General features: G+C 32.5%; 4 protein-coding genes. All 4 read right to left on the bottom strand.

What is annotated here, in order from left to right; translation table 11 throughout:
- A partial coding sequence (locus tag A9G28_RS07345; protein ID WP_255307557.1) for an IS3 family transposase occupies window positions 1-682 on the bottom strand: 682 nt, incomplete at its 3' end.
- Between the two features lie 50 nt (window positions 683-732).
- Window positions 733-900 carry a transposase gene (locus tag A9G28_RS07340; RefSeq protein WP_081301533.1) on the bottom strand — a complete coding sequence of 56 codons (168 nt, stop codon included), beginning with the start codon at window positions 898-900 and terminating at the stop codon, window positions 733-735.
- 158 nt (window positions 901-1058) lie between these two features.
- Window positions 1059-1238, bottom strand: coding sequence for a hypothetical protein (locus tag A9G28_RS07335; protein ID WP_065580236.1), 180 nt, complete (start codon window positions 1236-1238; stop codon window positions 1059-1061).
- Window positions 1239-1450: 212 nt separating this feature from the next.
- Window positions 1451-3238 (bottom strand): hypothetical protein, encoded by a 1788-nt coding sequence (locus A9G28_RS07330; RefSeq protein ID WP_141674705.1) that lies wholly within the window; start codon window positions 3236-3238, stop codon window positions 1451-1453.
- Between the last annotated feature and the right edge of the window lie 36 nt (window positions 3239-3274).

Genomic DNA, 3274 nt, shown 5'->3' with positions numbered 1-3274 from the left:
CTTCGGTTACCTTTCTTGCTTGTTCTAGATTATTAAATAGATATAAATCGAGTACTTCAGTACGATAGGTACGATTAAATCGTTCAATATAGCCATTTTGATAAGGGCTACCGGGCTGGATATAATTAATGGTTATATCATGTGATTTAGCCCAGTTTATAAAGGCTTTCCCTGTAAATTCTGGCCCATTATCGACCCGTATTTTTAATGGATACCCATGATATTCGGCCAGTTTATCTAAGTAACGGGTAATCCTTCCTGCGGGTAAGCTTACTGCAATATCAATCCCTAACGCCTCACGATTAAAGTCATCGATGACATTGAATGTCCTAAAGCGACGTTGATTACGACTACTGTCACTCATAAAATCCATTGACCAACATTCACCTTGTTTATTGGGGACTAATAACCTTTCTGGGTATCGTGGAGGAATGCGTTTTTTACGCTTTACCCTGACATTAAGCTTTAATTCACAATACACCCGATATACCCGTTTATGATTCCATTGATAGCCGAGCTTTCTGATACGATTAAAACATTTAGGAAAGCCCCAGCGTAAATGCCGGTCTGTGATAGTATTCAACACCGAAATAATCACGGAATCATCCTGCAACTTAGGTTGATAATAGTAAGCACAACGGCTTAAGCCAACAATGGCACAACTCATAGCAATAGTAACCAAATGATTTTGTTGTAGTTGCTGTGCCCACGTTTTACGTGCCTCAGTGGGTACTAAAGCTTTTTTATGATTTCTTCCTGAAGCTGGGATTTTAAGCTCAGTTCGGCAAACATCTGCTTAAGCTTGCGGTTTTCAGCCTCAAGCTCCTTTAATCGTTTGATATCCGACATTTCCATTCCGCCGTATTTTTCTCGCCATTTATAGAAAGTTGAATTACCCATGCCCTATTTACGGCACAGCTCTTTAACGGGAATACTTGCCTCTGCTTCTTTTAAAATAGCTACGATTTGATGTTCAGTCTTTTTTTTCATAATTAAATCCCCTTTACTTTTATCATAGAGAATTTTCTACTTTTTTGCTGTACTATTTTAGGGGGTAGTTACAGAAAAGCACCATCATTCTCAAAAAAAGATAAAGATAATGGAATTCTACATATCCGAATCCAATCAAGTTCTCTATAACCAGCTTTTACATATTGATACGCAGTACAAGGATTATTAGGATCATAAAAAACAGTATTCCCCATAATAGCGGTACCGAAGTCGAACCAATCACTCATAAAGATTTTCTCCATCAATTATTTATATTTAAAAATAACGTTATCTTCTTCATACCCTGATGTCACAATTTGCGCTTTACCTTGAGCATCGGTTTTGCCTAAAGCTATACATGGTAATGCTTTTATACTTAAGTACTAATTATCCCCAAAACATAACTTAAATTAATTACGCTAATTTTTTACTGTATTATTTACCGTAGACATGATTGGGATTAATCATTTTCTAACTCTCTTTGATAAAGCTTAAAAAGTTGATATTCCAGCTGATCTATAAAAATAGGATAGAAAGGTTCTTTATAAATTTTATCGTAGACTGAATCTTTTTCGGGATAATCATCCGTTGTTTTAATCAGTTGTCCTTTTTCGTCTAAATATTGGTTTATTATGTCAGGATCATTATTCTTATTTATTTCAATACGATTGGTTTTTATTCCATTTGAGTTAAATTCCTCAAAAATAGCATGAAAATCTGTTGGATTGATAACTGTAATTGTTCTTACCGTTATTCCTTGATTATCTTTAATCACTTGGTATTTGGGCAAATAATTTTCCCATTTTGTCTCAATGATTAAGTTTGGTAACAGCGTGCTTTCCAGTAAATTAAATTTACTGTTTTTCAAACTATTATCTTGATATTCAAACTCATTTAATACTTTATAAATTCGTGTTTTTTTAACTATCGAAATTATCTTACCCATCTCTTTTTCAACACGTATATAGTTTGGTTGTTCTACCGCTTGTTCAACGTTTTCTAATGGAATTAATTTTCCGTTATTGTCCATAACAAAAAAGTAGATGTCGTTTTCTAGTGGTTTAAACTGTTCTAATGGTAAAGTGATTGGAGTTTGTTGCCACTTTTCTTTAATCAAAGTTTTATACTGATAATTATTGCCCACTTCAAATTTGATTAAATCACTGTATTTGGCATTAGGTTGTTGATGTTCCGCTTCAATTAATGTTAACGGTTTTTGGTGGGGAAAATTTTTATAACGATTAGGCCAAAAAAGGGGATAAGTTACCTTTGCGTAATACGGTTGATTAGGAGTAATTCGTAAATACTTGGCGCGGTTTATCGCCTCGTTATCCCATTGTGTTGTATTTTTATCTACAGTATGAAGAAAAAACTTCTCTGTTAAAACTACGTCTGTTTTTTCAATATCCATTAATAAATTATTATAAGGATAACTCTCAGCTAATTCTTCTTTAAGCGGATCGAATATATCATCAGGCACCGTATTACTTATTGCTACCAGTTTTCCTTCATGATCCAATATTTGATTTTCGATTTTATCTTCAGCATTAGTATTATCATAATAAATCACATGATTGGTTTTATTACCCTGGCTATCAAAATATTCATCAATTCTTGATACGCCATCTTTGTTTATGTAGGTATAGCGTATATTTTGTTGCGTTAACAGATTCTTGCTATTACCCGCTATAGCTTTTTCATTTTCATCATAAAAAGTTTCATCATAATAAATTATTTGATGTTCATTATTATAATACTCCAATTTATTATACTTTAAATTTTGATTAGGCCAATATTCATAATTAAAATGGATAATCGTATATGTAGGTCGTTTTTGAATACTGATCACCTTTCCATCTAATTTTTCAATACGTATATAGCCGGGCTCTTTAAACACTGCTTCAAAATTTTCTTTTTTTTGCAATTGGTTGTCCTTATCTAAAATATAAAAATGGATACCATCTTCAAGTGTCTCAAAAGGCTCTGTTGGATAGAGTATTTCTATAATATTTCTACATATGTTAATCACTTTACTATATTGATTATTTTCATTAATTGTTATTTGATAAATATCCGATAATGAATTATCGTCAGGGTCTGTTTCTAACGTTGCAGGCGATAAAAATAATTTTCCTTCTGCAGGAGAACTATCTTCTTTATGACGAAAACTTTTAAAATCATACTGGTAGTAAATTCTATTAGCTTCTAGAGGTTGTGGTGTTTTCATAATTGTTTTTTGAACTATCATGTTTATATCCGCATAGGTAAAATTAGTATTAATGAC

Source organism: Gilliamella sp. Fer1-1 (genome assembly GCF_001690825.1).
Lineage (GTDB): Bacteria > Pseudomonadota > Gammaproteobacteria > Enterobacterales > Orbaceae > Gilliamella > Gilliamella apicola_C.
This window is presented reverse-complemented; position numbering and strand designations above follow the sequence as displayed.

What these genes read in the sequence shown, in the direction of transcription:
- A9G28_RS07330 (WP_141674705.1), bottom strand. Translation starts at nt 3,238, where the DNA reads ATGATAGTTCAAAAAACAATTATGAAAACACCACAACCTCTAGAAGCT.
- A9G28_RS07335 (WP_065580236.1), bottom strand. Translation starts at nt 1,238, where the DNA reads ATGAGTGATTGGTTCGACTTCGGTACCGCTATTATGGGGAATACTGTT.
- A9G28_RS07340 (WP_081301533.1), bottom strand. Translation starts at nt 900, where the DNA reads ATGGGTAATTCAACTTTCTATAAATGGCGAGAAAAATACGGCGGAATG.